At 51.0% G+C, this 19824-nt stretch carries 13 protein-coding genes and 1 pseudogene; 3 read left to right on the plus strand and 11 right to left on the minus strand.

Annotation, left to right across the window (positions count from 1 at the left end; all coding sequences use genetic code 11):
• Nucleotides 1-16: 16 nt before the first annotated feature.
• The 5 genes and pseudogenes from ABH897_RS16435 to ABH897_RS16455 form a co-directional block, all read right to left on the minus strand.
• Nucleotides 17-3154 carry a hybrid sensor histidine kinase/response regulator gene (locus ABH897_RS16435; RefSeq protein ID WP_404592408.1) on the minus strand — a complete coding sequence of 1046 codons (3138 nt, stop codon included), beginning with the start codon at nucleotides 3152-3154 and terminating at the stop codon, nucleotides 17-19.
• A 251-nt stretch (nucleotides 3155-3405) separates the two neighbouring features.
• Nucleotides 3406-4301, minus strand: a pseudogene (locus ABH897_RS16440) (M15 family metallopeptidase).
• A 150-nt stretch (nucleotides 4302-4451) separates the two neighbouring features.
• Nucleotides 4452-5168, minus strand: a complete 717-nt coding sequence (locus ABH897_RS16445; protein WP_404592409.1) for a phosphoribosylglycinamide synthetase — start codon at nucleotides 5166-5168, stop codon at nucleotides 4452-4454.
• A gap of 20 nt (nucleotides 5169-5188) precedes the next feature.
• Complete coding sequence (locus ABH897_RS16450; RefSeq protein WP_404519783.1) at nucleotides 5189-8314, minus strand: DEAD/DEAH box helicase; 3126 nt, start codon at nucleotides 8312-8314, stop codon at nucleotides 5189-5191.
• Nucleotides 8315-8471: 157 nt separating this feature from the next.
• Complete coding sequence (locus tag ABH897_RS16455) at nucleotides 8472-9410, minus strand: helix-turn-helix transcriptional regulator (protein ID WP_404592410.1); 939 nt, start codon at nucleotides 9408-9410, stop codon at nucleotides 8472-8474.
• Nucleotides 9411-9514: 104 nt separating this feature from the next.
• Here ABH897_RS16455 and ABH897_RS16460 point away from each other — a divergent pair, with 104 nt between their 5' ends.
• Nucleotides 9515-10057 carry a dihydrofolate reductase family protein gene (locus ABH897_RS16460; RefSeq protein ID WP_404592411.1) on the plus strand — a complete coding sequence of 181 codons (543 nt, stop codon included), beginning with the start codon at nucleotides 9515-9517 and terminating at the stop codon, nucleotides 10055-10057.
• An 82-nt stretch (nucleotides 10058-10139) separates the two neighbouring features.
• On the opposite strand, the gene ABH897_RS16465 is transcribed toward ABH897_RS16460, so the two are convergent.
• Genes ABH897_RS16465 through ABH897_RS16475 form a run of 3 tightly spaced genes read right to left on the minus strand, consistent with a single transcriptional unit; the run spans nucleotide 10140 to nucleotide 13199 of the window.
• On the minus strand, nucleotides 10140-11438 hold the full coding sequence (locus ABH897_RS16465; RefSeq protein ID WP_404519787.1) for an ABC transporter substrate-binding protein: 1299 nt from the start codon (nucleotides 11436-11438) through the stop codon (nucleotides 10140-10142).
• 42 nt (nucleotides 11439-11480) lie between these two features.
• Complete coding sequence (locus tag ABH897_RS16470) at nucleotides 11481-12317, minus strand: carbohydrate ABC transporter permease (protein ID WP_283654479.1); 837 nt, start codon at nucleotides 12315-12317, stop codon at nucleotides 11481-11483.
• Complete coding sequence (locus ABH897_RS16475; RefSeq protein WP_044646534.1) at nucleotides 12318-13199, minus strand: carbohydrate ABC transporter permease; 882 nt, start codon at nucleotides 13197-13199, stop codon at nucleotides 12318-12320.
• A gap of 204 nt (nucleotides 13200-13403) precedes the next feature.
• On the opposite strand from ABH897_RS16475, the gene ABH897_RS16480 reads away from it, so the two are divergent.
• Nucleotides 13404-15218 carry a cache domain-containing sensor histidine kinase gene (locus ABH897_RS16480; protein ID WP_283654478.1) on the plus strand — a complete coding sequence of 605 codons (1815 nt, stop codon included), beginning with the start codon at nucleotides 13404-13406 and terminating at the stop codon, nucleotides 15216-15218.
• A 6-nt stretch (nucleotides 15219-15224) separates the two neighbouring features.
• Nucleotides 15225-16886: a response regulator transcription factor gene (locus ABH897_RS16485; RefSeq protein WP_283654477.1), complete on the plus strand. Its 1662-nt coding sequence runs from the start codon at nucleotides 15225-15227 to the stop codon at nucleotides 16884-16886.
• On the opposite strand, the gene ABH897_RS16490 is transcribed toward ABH897_RS16485, so the two are convergent.
• The 3 genes from ABH897_RS16490 to ABH897_RS16500 all read right to left on the minus strand — a co-directional run bounded on the left by ABH897_RS16490 (nucleotide 16816) and on the right by ABH897_RS16500 (nucleotide 19808).
• Nucleotides 16816-17403, minus strand: a complete 588-nt coding sequence (locus ABH897_RS16490) for a GNAT family N-acetyltransferase (protein WP_404592412.1) — start codon at nucleotides 17401-17403, stop codon at nucleotides 16816-16818. The genes ABH897_RS16485 and ABH897_RS16490 overlap by 71 nt on opposite strands.
• Before the next feature lie 111 nt (nucleotides 17404-17514).
• The gene (locus tag ABH897_RS16495) at nucleotides 17515-18639 is read right to left on the minus strand and encodes an NADH-dependent flavin oxidoreductase (RefSeq protein ID WP_404592413.1); all 1125 of its coding nucleotides are present in this window, start codon (nucleotides 18637-18639) and stop codon (nucleotides 17515-17517) included.
• Between the two features lie 218 nt (nucleotides 18640-18857).
• Nucleotides 18858-19808, minus strand: a complete 951-nt coding sequence (locus ABH897_RS16500) for a bile acid:sodium symporter family protein (RefSeq protein WP_404592414.1) — start codon at nucleotides 19806-19808, stop codon at nucleotides 18858-18860.
• Nucleotides 19809-19824: the final 16 nt, after the last annotated feature.

Consider the following 19824-nt stretch of genomic DNA (forward strand, 5'->3'; position numbering starts at 1 on the left):
GACGTGAGCCTTGTTACTATCTATCCGGAATAACAAACGACACGGTTGTTCCTTCATTAACACGGCTCACGATCGACAAGCCTTGACCGTACAGCTGCTGCAATCGCCGATTCGTATTAGGGATGCCAATGCCTGCTTTTTCACTCTGAGCCGCATTTTGCAATTGATTGACCTTTTCCTGCTCCATTCCCTTGCCGTTATCTTTAACTTCAATAAGGGTGAAGCCCTCCCGGCGAGTAATGGACAGCTGAATCGTACCGCCTGCGTTTCGGCTGAGAAGACCGTGTTTGACGGCGTTCTCGACCAGCGGCTGAATTGAGAGCGGAGGAAGCAGCAGCCGCATGCCCGTCTCCACCTCCCATTTAATCGACAGCCGATCCCCGAACCGCGTTTTTTCGATGTATAGATAGGCTTCAACGAGCGCGAGTTCATGGGCCAGCTCTACTAACTCCCCCGTATTGAGATAATCAAAACTAATTCGTAAAAAGGACGAGAAGGCCTCACCCAGCTTGCGCATGCTTTCCGTATCGATATCGCTTAACGCCATTAACGAATTAAGGGTGTTGAATAGGAAGTGGGGCTGGATTTGCGCTTGCAAATAGGCAGCCTCCACACGTAGACGCTCTTTAATGGATTGCTTTAGGGCTATCAATGCCCTGATCCGATATTTTAACTCCAAAGCGTCTACGGGCTTCGTCACATAGTCGCTTGCCCCTGCTGAAAATCCGGTGTAAATGTCCGCTTGCTGGCTGCGTGCGGTAAGGAGCAGCACAGGAAGCTCTGACATGGAAAACTGCTCTCTAACCTTCTGTGTTAATTCATAGCCGGACATTTGCGGCATCATAACATCGGCTATGAGCAGATCCCACTGCCTGGTCCCCAGCAATTCTATCGCCTCCCGTCCGGAACGAGCGGTAGTAATGTTATAAGGCTCCGTTGAAAGGATACTGACAAGAACATTTAGGTTGACCGGATTATCATCAACGGCAATTATATAGGCTTTTTCCTCCTTTAACAGCGGCGGCAGTGCGGCGGCAGCTTCCATTTCCCCAATGGAGTGCGGAAAAAGAAAGCCGGCAGGCACCTCATCTATTATTCCCTTCGTTTGTGCCTGAGCAATAGGGACCTGATTGGGTTCAAAATCTGCTGCGTCTGCTAAAGGCAGATTAAAGCTGAAAATGGAGCCCTTTCCCAATTTGGAGCGAACCGTCAAGTCGCCATTATGCAGCTCGACAAGCTGCTTGCAAATGCTTAAGCCCAGTCCGATGCCCTGCTCACCGCTTATTCCATCAGAGCCTTGCTCATAAGGGAGAAAAATACGCGACTGGGTCGCCTCATCCATGCCGGGCCCCGTATCGGCAATATGAATAACAGCCTGCCTGTCCCGAATTTCGGCTGAGACGGAGATGCTTCCCTCCTCGGTGTATTTAAGCGCATTATGCAGCAGGTTATACAAAATTTGAACGAGCCTTTTCTCATCCGCCAGTACCAAAGGCAGCGATTCCGGTATCTCCATATGCAGTTCGATTGGCTTGCTTTCCTTCATAAATTGCAGCATTGCGACAACGCCAGGAGCGATGGACTGAATGCTGAGGGGCTCCCGCTGCAAAACAATGCGCCGTTCCTGAAGCCGAACGACATCGAGAAGATCGCCAAGCAGCTGTGACATCCGTCTGCTGATCGTAATGAGCAGCTGCATATCCTCAAGGCTGCTTTTCGCAAGCCTGGTCTTCTCTTTGGTGACAACGTTATAAGCGATGTTCATAATACCGTGCAGCGGCGTGCGGAGCTCATGGGACGTATTAGCCAAAAACTGGTCCTTAATTTTATCCGCTTTTTGTAGTTGCTTGTTCAATTCCATGTTTTCTATCGAATTTCGAAAATACTTTTTAAACCAATAGGCCGAAAAGCCGGTAATAGCAAAAATAATGTCGATGGGATAGTAGACAGTCGTAACATCTCTTGCGCTCTCAGCAATACTCCACAGTAAGTTGGATAAGATGTTTGTTGCGGAGAACAGCAAGAAAATGACGTCATTATCTTTATTTTTTTGCAAAATCATCGTTCCTACTATGTATATAAACCAGACGAATGATATGAAATTAATCGTATGAAATACATTGAAATGGACGATTGTATAAGCAATATTGGCTGGTGAGACCAGGAAAATGCCGGTAAGAGCAACATTCGCTGCAATGTAGGTTTGGAACCATTTTTCTCGCAGCGGGGCCGCGTTGAAACTTTTGAATAGCAGAAGCAGAAACACATTTTGCCACAGCAGAGAGATCAGTCTAATTTTGATTGCCCATGTATAGTTAATCGGCAGCCATAACAAGAGTATATTATCGTGACTTACTAGAATCGTAATGCCAACGGATATCGTTAACAGCGCTGCGATCAACAAGGTCCTCTCTTTTGAGCTGAATAGATAGAGAATGCAAGCATACAGGCAATGAAGCAGCAGAATAAGAAAAATGAACAGCTGAAATCCAATCGAGTACCAGCGCACAAAATCAATAGTGGCCGCAGTGCCAAAGCGAATCGGAGTTACAATGCCGCCCTTATAGGGGTTGTCGAAATTGGCCACACGAATGACCAGTTCAATCTCGGTCACTCCTTCTGTGTCATAAGTAGAGGTAAAAGAGATGCTTTTGGGTGTATATTCATTTGCAGCGTCGGCTAGCTTGCCCATAGTGGCAAAATTTTTTCCGTTAATTTCAATTTCCGATGCCGCCTGAATTTTTTTAAACCAGAATGAAACAGGAGTCTGAAGCGAATCAATCAAAATGCGAAGACGATACGTTCCATACCCGTACGAGTTGTTTGAATGCTGCTGAAGCGCGCTCCCCCAGTCACCTGGTACGGTAACATGGCTTGCTTCGGGTTCCTTCTCCAGAAACTCGTCTCCCGTAACAAAATTTTCAGGATAAAACTGCCATTCTCCATTCAAATAGAGCACAGGGGAATTTTCCAGATCAATACCGCGCAGGTCAAGCACGCCGCCAACAGCACGGGGCTGGTGGTCGGATACGGGAAAAACGACAGACCACGCCCATCTCATGCCGACTAATGCAGCAAAAATAAACAGCATGATTGTTATATATTTAAAAAGTGTTATATGCTTTGCCTGCATGACGTTCATCAATTTTGTCATAAATGAATAAAACCTCTTTTGACCGCTCTTTATTGTTAATCCTTTACATTATAGCATAGGATTTAGCCATTCTCTTGCTTGGCTGCTAAAGAGAGCAGGTAACGACAAAGGTATCAAGATTCTGTAGAGCTTATTTTACTGTTTTAACATCATATAATATGATTAATGATGCGGACTTCAAAAAGTTTGTTGTCTATTTGGAATAGCCGCTGCTGCCGCAATCCCCAGGATTACGGCTTTGTTCTCGGCTACTACAGCTTGATATTCTTCTCGTCAAAATATTCCTCCAGCGTCATTCCCTGCTTGGCTACATCCTCCGCGATGTCAGTTCCCACATAACGAATATGCCAAGGCTCGTATACATAGCCAGTCACATCTTCCTTGTCCTTCATATAACGAATAATAAATCCGTATTCCGGCGCATGCTTCTCCAGCCACTCGCCTTCCCTAGAGGCTCCGAAGGATTGCTCCAGCACATTGTCTACGCTTGGACTGGACACATCAATCGCCAATCCTGTCTGGTGCTCGCTTGTACCCGGTACCGCACTGACTTTAGAGGCATATTCCTGCCCCTTTGTCTTCACATTGTTGTTGAAAATGGAAACCTGACGCTTATAGGAACGGTATCCCGATACAGCACGCAGCTCCATGCCGTCCTTCTTCGCACCGTCGAACAGCTTCTCCAGCGCCTCTGCCGCTTCTCATGCGGACCTTCGAAGGAAAAAGGTACCTTCGGCTCCACCAGATCGTCCGGGGCATAGCCTACAGGCAAGCTGCGCTTTTTGTTCACCACGACTGTATCAGCTGTTGCGTTGGTGACAATGGCAGTCCCCCCATCTTCCTTCACCGTAGCTTGCAGCGCACTCTCGCTTCGCAACGCCATCACGGGATCTGCCTGTCCGCTTCCTGTACCCACCGAGGCTTGTCCAGTACCCGTTTCAGTACCGCTACTATTGCCCGCATTCGACTGGGTGGCAGGCTGGACGCTCTCCTGTGTCGTCGGGGATGATTTCAGCGGCTCGCTTTCCTGTCCACCCGAACCTCCCTGCTGGCACGCTGCCAACAGCAGCCCCGGCAGGATCAGTCCCGGGATAAGCGCTTTGCTCCAGAGCTGAGGGGTCCGTTTCTGTTGTATATGTTGTTTCATGCGGGTATCTCCTCCAATATTACATTTGATGCATGGCTTGCTATGGTTTTACGTTCCCCTATTGTAACTGAACTTTCGACACTCTTCGAAGCCGTTATCCAGTTCGATGAAGCTGAATAGGCCCGAAAAAGAAAGAATAGACCCGAATTGTTAGGGAGTATGACGTTTTTGCGGAATTGTAGCCCGGGCGCGTTCAGCTACACGCTCACGTATGAGCTTCAGTGCCTCTTCCGCACGGGGCAGTCCCGGCAGCAATGCCGTAATGTCAGCTTCATTCATAGGCGCAAGCTTCTGCGACAGACGAATCTCAATGGCATGAAAGCCCGCGCCGGGACGATGTAATGCTCCTTCGGCGGCAGATTCAGCAATCCATTCGCTGATCGCCGCCGATCCGCTGCGTGCGCCCTCTGACCGCGAGGTTGGCTCATGCGCGAGAGATGCCCCCTGCACATGGGACAGTTCACCTGCCCAAGCACTGAATACGAATTCCAGCAGTGCTTCGCGCGTCATTCCGATCAGCTCCAGACCAAGCAGCGGCTCGCTTTCCAGCCCCGCTTGGAGAACCTTCTTCGCTTCGTCGGCTGCACCAACGCCGTCCTCCAGATTGGATGTAGCCGCATCGGCTGCTACCTGAACGACCTCATCCAGCGAGAGACAGGCTTCCCCCTGTATAAAACGGTATATGTCCCAAGGCTCCGCCTTTAGCTGCTCCAGCCATGCCGTCCGCTGTTCCGGGTCCAGTACAGGCACGGTGCCAGTCCAGCGGGCAGCCTGAGCAATCGCCGAACCGTTGTCTGTCACGTACTCCTCTACTTCCGCCTCCCATTGACCGTCAGTTACTCGCAGCTTCACTCGCGGCCTTGTCATCGTCTTCATCCTTTCTGTGCTTACTCAATCCATATATCATTTTGCAGCGCAATCAGACCACGCAATTCATCGTCAGACATTTCCGTCAGCCAATGCTCACCGGAGCCGACAACCTGCTCGGAAAGCGCCTTTTTGCTCTCGATCAGCTCGTCGATCCGTTCCTCCAGCGTACCTTGGCAGATCAGCTTATGCACCTGCACGTTCCGGCTTTGACCAATGCGGAATACCCGATCCGTCGCCTGATTTTCTACCGCAGGATTCCACCAGCGGTCATAGTGAATAACATGACTGGCACGCGTCAGGTTCAGGCCAACGCCACCCGCCCGCAGGGAAAGCACGAATATATTCGGCCCTTCCCCCTGCTGGAAGTTGTGGACAATTTCGTCCCGTTTGGTTTTCGCCAGCCCTCCATGCAGGAAATACGGTTCTTCCCCGAAAATCCGGGCCAGCCGTGCTACCAACAGCTCTCCCATGGACACATATTGGGTGAAAATCAGAGCGGATTCTCCATTCTCCCGAATGGTTTCCACCAGCTCCAGCAGCCGTTCCATTTTGCCCGAATTTTCGGTTTTTCCAGTGTCAGCCCGGCCCGGAATGATCAGACCCGGATGGTCGCAAATTTGCTTCAGCTTGGTCAGCGAAGACAGGACAAGCCCCTTGCGGGCGATACCGATCTGCCCGTCCAGTGTCCCCATGAGTTGATCCACCACGCCGCGATACAATCCAGCCTGCTCCGGTGTCAGTACACAATATGATTTCAATTCCAGCTTCTCCGGCAAATCCTTGCGTATATCCGGATCGCTTTTGAGTCGACGCAGCATGAACGGCGAGACGAGACGATATAGCTCGCGCAGCGCCCCCCCTCTCTCCTCTCCCGCCATACTGTAGCGCTGACGGAACGAAGATGAGGTGCCGAGGTAACCCGGATTCAGAAATTGAAAAATGGACCACAGCTCACTCAGCCGATTCTCCACCGGGGTGCCCGTCATGGCGATCCGATGCGGTGCTGACAGCTTCATTACGCTCTGAGCCTGCTTTGTCCGTGCATTTTTAATATATTGCGCCTCATCCAACACGATAGAGGACCAATAGACCGCAGATAAATCGCTGCCGTCCCGACCCGCCAAATGGTAGGTAGTGAGAACGATATCATACTCGCGGACGCTTTCTTGAAATGCCTCCCCGTGAAGTCGCTGGTTGCCGTGATGAATATAAAGTGACAAATCCGGCGAAAAACGCTTCAGCTCCCGCTGCCAGTTACCGAGCAGCGAGGTCGGACAGACGATCAACGCCGGACGCTGATCCGTCGCGCCGATGCCGCCATCGAGCAGGCAGGTAATCACCTGAATCGTTTTACCAAGCCCCATGTCGTCCGCAAGGCAGACACCGAAGCCCAGCCCGCGCATGGCAGCCAGCCATTGGAAGCCGCGCTCCTGATAAGGACGCAATGCGCCATGCAGCGTCTTTGGTACAGGGCGCGGCTCCACAGAACGAAGCACGCCGCCCTCAACCAGAGAGGCCAGCAACCCGGCAGATTCCGCGCCGAAGATGGACAGGCCCTTCCATGAGGCCTCGCCTGCACCTTCATTTTCCGCGGCCAGATGCATCCATTCGGACAAGGTCATTTCGCCGTCTTCACCGCGCTTGATAAAACGCAGCACCTGACGAATTTCCTTCGGATCGACCTCGATCCATTCGCCTCCCAGACGTACATACGGCAAATTAGCCGCGACGATGCTTTCCAATTCCTCCATCGTCAAGGTCGTATCGCCCAGCACAGCCTCGGCATCAAAGGAAATCATGCGGTTAATACCGACCGTCGATGTGTCGGTATTCACGCCTTCCGGCGGGGTGCCGCGCTCCGCCGGACGCATTTTGAGCCGCAAGCCTGCGCGGCGGCGACCCTCCCGGCTCCAGCGTGAAGGCATTTGCACGGTGGTTCCGTTCTTTTGCAGAGCGGGTACGGCTTCTGTCAGGAAGCGGAAGAACAGCTCAGGCTCCAGCGTGAGTCCCTCGGGATAAGGGCGGCTCAACGCTTCTTGCAGTATCGGTGCCGCTTCGGCCGCCTGTCCAAGCAGCAGCAGCAGCTGTGCCTGCACTTGGCGATACACGATGGTGCCGCGCACCAGATCGCGCTCGGGATGCGCCCACAGCGCCAAAGCAGGCAGTCGCAACCCCGGCTCGGCATCGCTTTCTGCCCAAAAGGTAATGCGCCATTCCTTAACATTCTCTTCCAGTGAAGGCTCCAGACGAAGGCACAGACGAACCTGTCCTTCGATCGGCTCCTGATCCTCCCGTTCCATGACTGGCATCGCGCTTCCTTCAAGAGAAGCCGCCTGGAGAACCAACTCCTCCATCTCGGCAGGCGTTCCCTGTATCGCAACCGGGCGGGAACCTGTCAGCAGGCTGTTCCACCACAGCTCTGCCAGCGGCGATCCCCCGCGCCGATACTCTGCGCGATATCTGCTCAGCTCACGGTCGGAGGCTGCCAGCACCGCGGTCGTTTCCGCATGGATGACCGCACACAGGAAGGAATAGAGCACAATTCCCGCTGCATCCTCCCGTGTTTCCGGCTCCTTGCCTGCGAAGACGGCGGGAGCCGCCATACAGACGGCTGGCATCGCCGAAGCCAGCTCATGAAAGCGGCGAACGTCCTCCTCCTGGCGCAGCCGGGGAATCCACACCCCAACCGCCGCCTCCGGGCCGCGCCGTCGCGGTCCCGATGGACGCGCCTCTGTAAGCGATGGCGCAATTTCGCCTCGCTGCATCAGTTCCAGCGCAAAATAAGCGGCCTTTTGCCAATATTGCATTTCCTCTCCCAGCGTAATGCCCGACGCAGCACAGCCCTTCTCGTCCATACGGGTCAGCAGGGCCAGTGTTTCGCGCGGTTCCAGCGCCAAGCCCTCCAGCGTGCGGCCCAGCATGGAGCGTCTTTTGCCTCCTCTGCCTGCGACTTCCACGCGAGCCGTGTTCGGTATCCGCACCTCGGCAAGACGCAACGCAGCCTGCCGAAACGGCCGAAGGTCTCCCTTCAGCGTCAGCCTGCGGATTACACTGCTCCACGCATCAATACGTGGTTCCGACGTCTCACCAGAAAAGCAAAAAAACACATCTCCGAGCCATATTCCATAAAGCGGTTGATTCATATCTGTCTCCCGTCCAGCCTTTTGAATTATTACTCTTCATCATATACGAAAACAGGCTCTTTTCAAAACTTTATCGCAAAAACAAATGGAAAGTCATAAGTTAATAACCTTAAATATTCATGTGGTTAACTATACAAAAGAGACTCGATCTATAGGATCAAGCCTCTTTTTCATCATCATCAGCTTCCGCATCCCTCAGATAAGAATTCAGGCTGTCTTGCAGCAGTTGCCTGACCCGCATACGCAGCTCTTCCGGATATATGACCTCGGCCTCCGGCCCATACTTTAACAGGAGTCTGGATACATAACTCAATTCCTCGGGCGGAATATATCCCTGCCATTCCTGATGGGAGACATTCTGGAAGAGGGGGTCTGATTCCGCCAGCCGGGCACCAAACGCAGTAAACTTTATTTTTGACGGAATTCCCTGGCGGGAATCATCCGAAGCCATCCATTCCCGGAGTGTGGGAAGGCTGGGTAAGGTTTGTTCCAGCATGGTCATTGCGATTACCCGATCAGAACGGTACAGGATAATCCGGTCTTTGCTCTGCGCTGGCATGTACCAATATCCGTGATCAAAATATAGCCCAACCGGATAAACTTCAGTCCACTTTTCCCCGGAAGCGGAGCGGTAATGCATCTTCACCCGGCGCTTATTCAACGCAGCCTCCAAAATGAGCGAGGTGTAGGGCGACTCTGCGTGAGTAGGCAGCATGCGAAAAGAGATATAATCCTTCAATTGATCAATGCTATCCTGCACATCCTGTGGAAGCCCGGCATAATATTGCTCGGATACATGCCCGCGAACCGATCCGAAAGGGATATCAGGAATGTCTTCCAGCAGTTGCAGCATGAGAAAAAGACCCAAGGCCTCGTCGCGGGCAAGATGAAGGGGCGGAAGAAGTCGATTGGGAAGCGCCCGGTACCCGCCATGAGGTCCGGTTTCGGTATAAAGGGGTAACCCGGTCTGCTGCAAATAGTCGAGATCTCTTTGTATCGTCCTGACGGAGACGTCAAAACGCTCGGCAAGCTCACGTGCCGTATATTTTTTTCGGGAATCCAGTATCCTCATAAGGGCAATTCTCCGTTCGTTCATCAGGTACTCCTTTTATTAAAAATTCAATCGGATACGCAATTTAACTACGACATGATATGTCATAAATACATTATATCATAGGAGATAGAAAGGAGCGATGAACGATGAAGGATACAAAATCTCGCAACAAAACTGTGCTGTATATTGCCATGAGTCTCGACGGGTATATAGCGCTGCCAGATGGCTCAGTGGACTGGCTGTATGATGTCAAAGGGGACGGCGGTGACAATGGATATGCCGACTTTTACGACACCGTAGGCACGGTGCTGATGGGCAGGTTAACGTATGAGGAGGTATTGAAGCTTTCAGATGATTTCCCTTATGCCGGCAAGCCGTGTTATGTACTCACCCGGTCATTAACGAAGCATCAGCAAGCACCGCATGTTACGTTTACAGACGAAGCTCTGTCTGAGCTTGTTCTGCGTCTGCAAGAACAATCGGAAGGTGCAATATGGCTGGTGGGTGGAGGCCAGTTAGTTCAGGTCTTCATGCGGGAGGGACTGCTGGAGGAGGCTATCATTGCGGTCATTCCCAAGGTGCTCGGACAAGGAATACCATTATTTCCAGAAGGAACGCTGCCAAGTACGTTTGAACTCAAAGAAATAGAACGCCGCGGGGATATCGTTATGCTTCATTATCATATATAATTCTGTTTACAGAAAAGCCTTCGTATTTCAGGATCATGCAATCTCCCTGAAATACGAAGGCTGTATCGCGTGCTTTTGTTCATTATTTGGTCTTCAAATTATCCCACGTGCTCTGGAAATCCTCGAACAGCTTCCCGGCATCCGATTTGCCCGCCACATAGGCTTGCATCTGACTGCCGAATTCCTGCTGCGCTCCTTCAGGATAGCGGCTAAAGAACCAGCCCAGCAGCTTGTTTTCCTGACTGTATTTCACCACTTCGGCACCCAATTGGCCCATATCAGCCTCTGACCCTTTGATGCTCTTGAACGCCGGAATGAATTTGAATTCCTTGGTGATATACTTTTTACCCTGCTCGGATGTCACCATCCAGTTTAAAAACTCCTTCGCCTCGGCTTTGACAGATGAATTTTTATTAACCACCCAGTTGTTGGCGACTCCTACAAACAGCTTATCTCCGGCTGCTGCGTCTTCACCAATCGGCATAGGCAGAATACCCAGATTCAGCTTTGGATTAATCCCGTCAATTTGTACTTGGGTCCAATTCCCTTGCTGCATCATGGCGGCCTTGCCCGTAGCAAAATTCGTTACCTGAGTATTGTAATCCGTCGTCAGCGGTTTGGAGTTGCCATACTTGAGCGTCAGATCGAACAGCTTAATCCACTCGGCGAATACAGCGTTGCCCGGGATTTTCGCTGTTCCATCATTCAGTCCCTTCACGAAAGCTGACGGGTCCGGCTGATTGGCAAATGCCACGTTCAGCAAATGATTGCCCAGTACCCAAAACTCCTGATATCCATTAGAAAAAGGTGTAATTCCTGCGGCTTGGAGCTTTTGGGCAGCTCCTTCCAGCTCAGACAGCGTTTTGGGTGTCTCGGTAATGCCCGCTTTCTTGAACAAATCCTTGTTATAAATGAATCCGTAGCCCTCCAGATTCATCGGCTGACCGTACAGCTTGCCATCCTTGGTCATCGGCTCCTTGGCGACATCGACCACGTCACCGACCCAAGGCTGGTCAGACAGGTCCTCCAAATATTCCAGCCACGTATCCAGCTCGCGGTAGCCTCCTACATTAAAAATATCCGGCTGCTCCCCGGAGGCAAACTTCGCCTTCAAGGCCGCCCCGTAGTCGCTACCTCCGCCCACGGTCTGAATATCAAGCTTGATTCCCGGATGGGAAGCTTCATATTCGGCCTTCATGCGATTGAGTGCCTCTGCAATTTCCACCTTGAACTGAAAAATGTGAATCGTCTTTTCCTTGGCTTCCTCTTTGCCTGCATTTTGTTCACCACCGCTACTGTTACAGCCTGCCAGAACAAGTGCAAACGCAGCGAGAAGCAGAATCAGGGCTTGGGCTTTCTTTTTAAAAGTATGCGTTTTCATATTCATGTTCCCTTCTATACTAAATTTCAGTTCATCCCACACTCAGCCCTTGACTGAGCCAGCCATAATACCTTGAATAATATATTTTTGCATGGCCAGAAAGAATACGATCACTGGCAAGATACCCAGTACCAGTGCAGGCAATGCCAAATCCCACTGCTTGGTGTACTGTCCGAAAAAGGCATAGGTCGCGATTGGAATCGTCCGCAGCTCCGCCTTTTGCAGCACAAGAGAAGGCAGCAGATAGTCATTCCAGATCCAGAGCGTATTCAAAATAATAACCGTTACCATCATCGGCAGCATCAACGGATATACAATGCGGAAAAACACACCGTAAGGCGTACAGCCGTCTACCGTAGCCGCCTCCTCCACCTCCACCGGTACGCCTTTGACGAACCCGTGAAAGAGAAAGATGGACATAGGCGCCCCGAATCCCAAATAACAGATAACCAGACCACTGATGCTGTTCATTAAATCCAGCGTACTTACGACCTTGACCAAAGGAATCATCACGGATTGAAACGGAATGACCATGGCAGCCACGAACAGGGTGAACAACACCCGATTATAACGCGTCGGATGCCGGACCATCCGGTAAGCAGCCATCGAGCTGATCAGCGCAAGCGACAGATTACTGACCACCGTAACCACGAGTGAATTCCATAAGGCCTCGGGAAAACGTGTAATGCTCCATGCTCTGGCATAGTTACTCCATACAAACGTTTGCGGCCAGGCCGCCGAATCGGTGAGCAGATCACCAAAGCTTTTGACCGAATTGACGAACAAAAAATAAAACGGAACGAGGAATATCAAAGCGACGAGAATCATGACCAGCTCGGTCACCCATGTTCCGGCACGGTAACGCTTGCTTGTTTCCACTTACGCCTCCACCTCCCGGCTTTTCGTCAAACGCACCTGAAGGCTCGTAACAAGCGCAACAATGATAAAGAATATGAGTGCTTTGGCCGTTCCTAGCCCATAACGATTATTCACAAACGCTTCATTGTAAATATTGAGTGCGACTGACTCCGTGGAACCGAAGGGCCCCCCTTTGGTCAGTGACAAATTGAGATCGAACATTTTAAACGACCACGAGATCGCCAGGAAAAGACATACCGTAACGGCAGGCATGATCAAAGGCAGTATAATTGACCTTAATATTTGCATCCGGCTCGCTCCGTCAATTTCAGCTGCCTCCAGCATATCCCGCGGCACATTGGTCAGGGAAGAGATGTAAATGACCATCAAATATCCGGCGGTTTGCCAGATAAACACGATCACAATACCCCAGAAAGCCGTGATCTCATCTCCCAGCCAGGGCAGATTGAAGAAAGACAAGTCCGTACTCTCTCCAATCGCTGCAAATCCTTTGACGAAAATAAACTGCCAGATAAATCCCAGCAACAGCCCGCCAATCACATTAGGCATGAAAAAAATAGTCCTCAGCACATTTTTTGTTTTCAGCGGCTTGGTTAAAAAATACGCCAGCAAAAAACCAATCATATTCGCAGCCACTACTCCAATCACCGTAAAACGGACCGTAAACCAGAACGCTGTCCTAAACTTGTCATCATCCAGTAAAATGTGACTGAAATTATCCAATCCGACCCACTTCGCCTGATTAGCAACTCCATTCCACTCTGTAAAAGAATAGTACATTCCTAGCATGAAAGGGATTACAATAATGATAACGAAAAATAACGTCGACGGCCCTACGAAAATCCATTGCTGGAGCCATTGCGACGATTTGGCGCGGTTCAAGCCGATCCCCCCTTTGTTGTCTGTTGGTGTCTGGAGCGCTCCTTACGGCTTCCTCAAGCAGCATGGGCGCTTTGACCATTCGATTTGTGGTTCACATGTTCATTATGTCGAATAAGCGCTCTGGAGAACACGCAAGATCGTGAACCATTCAGGGGGAAAATATTGACCTCCGGCTTGCCTTGAATTGTGAAAGGAGCTATTCGCATGAAATTCCACAGCATTCGTTCTCGCCTGATCTGGTTTCTCTTAATTGCGGTTACTCTGCCGCTGCTGCTGTCGATGACTATGACCTTCATTCTTACCAAGCAATCCTTGCGAGAGCAGGCCACACAAGAAAATGAACGGCTTATTTTTCAGGGAATTACGAATCTGGATAACTATTTACAGGGATTAAACCGCGCGTCCATTGGAGTCTATAATGATCCTCATTTCCTGCGCAACCTGGCTAAAATTCCGAATGATTACCGGGCCGTTGCCGAAATTTACACCACGCTGCAAACGATGATGAATGCTTCGTCAGGCATCGATCAGGTGTATTTGCACTCTTTTGAGGCCAGGCAATCTACGCTGATTACCAGCACAGTCCCTCTACGGGAATTCCGGCTGGCACCCTTTCCCGGCTCCATTCATTACGGCTCTTCCGGATTGTTCATCCAGCCTTCACATACGAAGCATTTGTACGGCTTTTCGGCGGTTTCCTATGCAGAACACGACACACAGCGGCAGGTATTTACACTCCATCGGGCGATTCAGAACATTCCTTCCTCAGAGATGCTTGGGGTGCTTGCTATGGATGTTCGTCTGGACCCGCTGCGTAGCATTTGCCGTCAGTTGTACAATGCAGATACAGAGGAACTGTTTTTGATCGACCGGAACGGAACGATCATATATAGTGGACAGGAAGCGTCGATTGGAACGCGCTGGAAGGAATCCGGCCTGCTTAATCGAATTTCTAAAGAAGGCAAGCACGGAGTCATTGAAGATGATACGGCATTGCAGGTGTACGGCAAGCTGGATGCCAGCCTGTCAGGCTGGACGCTCATTAAGAAAATCCCTAATCGCACGCTTTATTTACGGGCCACCCGCCTGACCCAGATCAATGCAGTCATTACAGGCGCAGCGTTGCTGCTCGTCATTGTTGCCACCTTGTGGATTTCCATCAAAATCACGGAGCCCATCAAGCGACTGACCCGCTACATAAACCAGATTCAGTCCGGTCAATTGGATGTAGACATCCGGGCCATGAGCAATGATGAGATCGGAGTGCTGTCACGCCGCTTCAGACAGATGATGGATACCATCAACAACCTCATTTTACGGGAATACAAGCTCGAACTGGCGAACAAGACACATCAATTGAAAGCGCTTCAAGCACAGATTAACCCTCATTTTTTATACAATACGCTGCAATCTATCGGAACGCTGGCTCTACAGCATGAGGTGCCGCGAATCTATTCCCTGCTCTCTTCCCTTGCCAAAATGCTCCGCTATAACATGCGGGATCATACAGTCGTAACACTTAAGGAAGAGGCCGAGCATGTAAAGCAATATCTTGATTTGCAAAAAGAACGCTTTGGCGAGCAATTAGAGGTCACTTACCAATGGGATGATGGGGTCCTGGATGATCAGGTGCCCAAAATGATTCTCCAGCCATTAGTGGAAAATTACTTTAAACACGGTGCTGATCCGCGGCTGGGACATGGTGAAATTCGAATTGCGGGCTGCCAGATTCGGGAAGGAATCGTGAAGATTACAGTGGAAAATAATGGGATATCGATTCCGCAGGCTGAGTTGGAGCATCTCCAGCATATGCTGAAACGTCCGCTGAAAGCCTATGAGGAACCGAACACCAGCGAGTCGGATTCTATCGGACTCCGTAATGTGCTGCTGCGCATCCAGCTTCACTCCGAAGACGGCTCTAATACCCTGTATGTAGACAATATTCTGCCTCATGGCGTTCGTTATACACTTGAAATTCGTACCGAAGCTCATACCGAAATTTATACTAAGGGAGAGTGACCTGTCATGAAAGTCCTGATTGTGGATGATGAAAAGCATGTGCGCCATGCCATTCGAATGCTTGTACATTGGGAAGCTTGTGGCGTGACTGAGGTCATTGAAGCCGAGTCGGGCGATCAGGCGATTGAGGTCATCACCGCCCTTTCGCCACCCGTTGTACTCACGGATATGCGGATGCCTGGCAAGGACGGGGTGGCCCTAATGGAGTGGATTCAGGTGAATTCCCCCGCGACCAGAGTCGTGGTGGTCAGCGGCTATGACGATTTTGAGCTGGTCCGGCAGGTCATCCGGCGGGGAGGCATGGACTATATTCTCAAGCCTGTGGACCCGGTGGAGATTAACGAGGCTTTAACGAAAGCCACTCAAGCCTGGCAGACAGCGGAGCAAGACCGGAACAGGCACACGATGCAGGCGATTGAGGTGAACCGGATGAGGCCGCACTATGCCGACAAGCTCCTGACCGAGCTGGTATCCGGTACGGCGAATACCCATCTTTCCATCACGCCCTTACGTGAGGAACTGCATCTTCCTGCGGCTATTCATATGTGCAATGCAGCGGTGATGAGCACCACTCAACTGAATGCCGATATGCTGGACAAATACAAGACGCGGCACACGCTTTTGGGCTTTTCCCTGATTAACATCTGCAACGAGTTTCTCGGGAATTCCCAAACCGGAATTGCGTTCCGCCATCTGGAGCGTATGGACGAAATTATTCTGCTGTATTGGGGCGAACCGTCCCGCTGGCCGCTGCTCTTACAGGATATCCACACAGGGATAAGAACGACGTTGCGGTGCTATATGCACATCGGAATCGGCTCTTTCGGTGCCTTTCCCGTGGCGGCGGCCACAGCCTACCAGGAAGCACGGCAAGCACTGTGGAAACGAGATGTGCTGCAAGCAGCAGACTGGCTGCACAACAGCTTTCTAGCACGACAAGCGGTGCGTCTTCCCCAGCTTCCCGAGATGGAGGAGGAGCTTCGGCTTAGTGCACTCAGTTGCAACGCCAGTCGTATAGCTGCGGCGGCTGGCCGCTGGATATCAGCCGTAGCCGAGCTGCCTTTGGTTACGGCTGAGCAACTGGTCGGCTGGAATCAGGAGCTGGACTGGATGCTGGCCCGCTGGCTGAACGACAGACCCGGCGATGCGGCAGGGGAGGAACTGGCAGACGAGCACGGCTCCATCCCTGCCCTGCCGATCGACAAGCGGGGCTTGCTATCCCTGCCCCTATGGCAGAAGCTGGTCGAGAACCGGCTGCTGGCAGCTGGGCAGGCCCTTACACCAAGCCATAGCCCCAGCAATCCTGTTATCCGTGATATTGCCCGCTATCTGGATGCTCACTACGACGAGGACATTTCCCTACAGGATATGGCGAGCCGTTTTTACCTCAGTCGGGAATATATCTCTCGTAAATTCAAGCAGGAATACGGCGTTAATCTGTCCGAGTATCTATGCCGGATCAGGATGGACAAAGCGAAGCTGCTGCTGTTAAACGACAAGCTACGCCTTCATCATATTGCCGGTATGGTCGGTTATCAGGACGAAAAATATTTTGGCAAGGTATTCAAAAAACTGGAGGGCGTCACGCCCGGCGAGTTCAGAAGGCGCCATTCTGTAGATTCTCAGCCGTTAACGCATACAGCACATGATCTTCCCAGACACCATTAATCTTCAAATAGTTTAGAGCCAGCCCTTCCCGGCGAAATCCGGCCTTTTCCATTACTCGATTGGATGGCGTATTTCTCGGCATAACCCCGGCCTGTATACGGTGCAATCCCAATTCATTTATGGCGTAACGTACAACATCCTTTACTGCTGAGGTGGCGTAGCCTTGTCCGTGATGTGGAGAATCTACGAAGTACCCCAGATTCGCATTTTGAAAAGGGCCTCTGGCCACGCCTGATAGCTCCATTCTGCCGATCAGCTTGTCATTTTCCGGCAAAAAAAGTCCAAACGTATATCCCTGCCCGGCTTGCGCAGCTTCAAGGCCGATGGAAATCAGGCGGGCCTGTTCTTCCAGCGTAAAGTAAATTTCAGGCCGTTCCGGCTCAAATGGCTTAAAAAAATCAAAATTTTCGCGTCTAATCTCCAATAATCGTTCTGCATCACTTACTTGTAAAAGTCGAATCCGTAACCCGGGATGGGTGGACTCTATCGAAAAAGAACCATTAGCTTCATGTAACATTGTCATTTTCCTTCTTTCTCGCTATTCATATGTTTCGTACTCACGGGACACAAGACAGGAAAATACCCCGGATGCTTGGCAGCAACCCAGGGTATCCCTTCAATTCAAAAATTAATCCGTAAAAGTCACCCAGCCGGGTGTCATCGTCAACGCACCCCACAGGTAGTCCGGAATGACCAGCTCCTGTTGAGCTTGCTTGGACAATGTCGTGCGGATCGTATCTTCTGTTCCGTTTTGCACCTTCTGAACCCATTGCGGCTCCATCAGAAGCGGACGTCCCAGTGAAACCAGCGGTACACCTGCCTCCAGCGCTGCAAGCGCCTCGTTCGGTGTATTCAGCGACCCAACTCCCATAATCGGCACGCGATTTCCAACTTTCTCATGAATGAGAACAGTACGTGACCGTTCGTCGCTACGGTCACGGAACGAACCACCGAAGAAATGCATGACGGCAATGTGCAGGTAATCCAGCCCTTGATCCGCCAAGCGGTCTACGAGCACCAGCGTATCGTCCAATGTAATGCCTGGCGTGTGTCCCTCTTCGGGAGACAAGCGATAGCCGAAAACGAACGGCTGCTTCGCATGCACTGCGATCACTTTCTTCACTTCGTGGACAATCGCTAGCGGGAAGGTCATACGTTTTTCAAGGCTTCCTCCCCATTCGTCGGTACGAAGGTTGGAATGCGGGGAGAAGAACTGCTGCACCAGATAACCGTTCGCGCCGTGAAGCTCAACACCGTCAAAGCCCGCTTCAATCGCGCGGCGAGTCGCTTCGCCATAGGCACGGATGACACGGTGAATATCATCAGTGGTCATTTCACGCGGAACAGGTGCGCCTTCTTTTTCCTCAGCAACCGCGCTTGCGCTGATCGGCTGTCCGTCCGGTATTTGATCCGGTGGGCACGAACGACCGCCATGATAAATTTGCAGAATCGCTTTTGCGCCCTCCTGATGAATCGTGTCGGCCAGACGACGCAGGCTCGGAATCATTTCATCCTTGTCCGCGCCAAACTCATTTACAAAGCCTTTACCGTCTGGAGTCACGTAGACGCAAGCGGTAATGACCGCACCTACACCGCCGGAACGTTCACGGTAGTAAGCCAACTCCTGGTCACTGACTTCACCATTTTCATGAGACGCAAAGTTGGTCATAGGAGCCATCGTAATACGATTTTTCAACGTAACGCCAGATGGCAGGGTAAAAGTATCAAATAAAGGTTTATATTTCGGGTTCATTCGTTTTCTCTCCTTCAGTTTAAGTCAGATCAGATGAGGCTGTAAACCATGAAGCCTGCCTACTGTGACTTGCTTTAATTGCTTACTTTAATACAGTGGTCATAACAACCACAGTATAATGATCCGCCTCCATAAAGTCAAATCTAACCTTTTGACCTTCCTTAAACTGTCCGAAAAATCTGAACCTTAGCCACTTGTCATAAGCCACCGACAGTAATTCAATTGTTCCTGGCTGTGCTGTCCTTTTCGTCCCGACGGGAAAACCAGGTCGCAAGCAGCGAGCCGGAAATATTGTGCCACACGCTGAAAATGGCACTCGGAACAGCAGCAACCGGATTAAAATGAGCCGCTGCCAGCGCCGCGCCCAACCCGGAATTTTGCATCCCTGTTTCCAGTGTAACGGCTTTGCGTTTGGACAGATTCATTCCGAACAGCTTGGCAAACCAATACCCGAGCAGGAACCCGATGCCGTTATGCAAAATCACAACAGCAAAAATAATCGGGCCGGTTTCCAAAATCTTGCCTTTACTGCCTGCGACCACAATCGCCACGATCAGCACAATAGCCAGCGTCGATACGAGCGGCAGTGCCTTGACACTTGCTTCGGCCTGTTTGCGGAACAGCGATTTGACGATAACCCCCAGCACAATCGGTACAATCACCACGACGAGAATATCCATAATTAGCGACTTTGCATCAATATTCATCCACCGTCCAGCAAGCAGGCTGATCATGGCCGGGGTTGCCAGTGGCGCGATCAGCGTCGACACCGAAGCAATGGATACTCCCAGCGCCACGTCGCCTTTTGATAAAAGGGTCATTACGTTGGACGCGGTGCCGCTCGGGCAACAGCCTACCAAAATAACACCAACAGCAATATCTGGCGGTAGCTGCAATACCAGCGCTAACGCAAAAGCCAAAAACGGCATGATCAGATAATGCCCGACTACACCAATAGCCACATCAACCGGACGCCGGAATACTTCACGAAAATCAGCCGAGGACAGCGTCATCCCCATACCGAACATCACGATGCCAAGGAATAGCTGTATGTATCCTTTCAGTTCTGTAAACGCCGCAGGAAAGAAAAATCCCAGACATGCAAATAAAAGTACCCAGATCGAAAAGGTTCCTCCTACGAATTTCCCCGCTTTTTCCAAACCATTCATTCTCCTATCTCCTCAC

This window comes from Paenibacillus sp. RC73, from assembly GCF_044908085.1.
Lineage (GTDB): Bacteria > Bacillota > Bacilli > Paenibacillales > Paenibacillaceae > Paenibacillus > Paenibacillus terrae_A.